Origin of the sequence: Aeromonas sp. PrichA-15 (assembly GCF_017939245.1) — a bacterium.
Classification (GTDB): Bacteria; Pseudomonadota; Gammaproteobacteria; order Enterobacterales; family Aeromonadaceae; genus Aeromonas; species Aeromonas caviae.
This window is the reverse complement of record NZ_JAGKRH010000297.1, coordinates 15814-16411: the sequence shown is the minus strand read 5'-3', so window position 1 is coordinate 16411 and position 598 is coordinate 15814. Positions and strand designations below refer to the sequence as shown.

Below are 598 nucleotides of genomic sequence, written 5' to 3'. Positions count from 1 at the left end.
GCCCGACCATTGAGCCGGAGGGGTGAATTGGCTCGGACGTCTCCTGCTCGACCTGAAAGGAGATATACCAGTGCCCGGCTGCTTGGCTGACGGTCGCGTTTTTAATTTTCCCTTCAACTGGCTGGGACTGACGGAACTTGACCCACACCAGCCCGGCAGGCAGCTTCACGCGACCCTTTTCAAGGCGGCAATACTTGTCGAAGTTGACGAACCGGATAGCGTCGCGGTTGTCGCTTTTTTTCTTGAATACGGGTGCCTTGGCGGCGAGTTTCTTATCAAAGCAGCGCATCCACGCGCCATGCAAATCCTTGAGCTTCTGCTGGAGGTTGTCGGTATATGCCTCGGCCAGAAAGGCCATTTCTGGGTCTTTCTTCCAACTGGTGAGCATCCTGTTCAGCTCAAAGGCAGAAGGCAGTTTTTCGCCAGCATCCAGAATGCGTTTGGTTTCTGCCAGCCCGTGATTCCAGACATAACGAGCACAACCGCCCAACTGGCGCAGGCGTTGCGCTTGTTGGGCTGTCGGTTCGAGTCGGAACTTGTAGGCTTTCAGAATTTGCATTTAGCGCTCAGTGTGTAGAATTATTGCCATATCTATTAA

The 598-nt window shown here is 53.5% G+C and carries 1 protein-coding gene; it reads right to left on the bottom strand.

The features are described 5' to 3' along the window. Positions 1 to 559, bottom strand: a 559-nt coding sequence (locus J9889_RS21680) for an RNA-guided endonuclease TnpB family protein (RefSeq protein ID WP_210539025.1), incomplete at its 3' end; no start/stop codon positions are given. Positions 560 to 598: the final 39 nt, after the last annotated feature.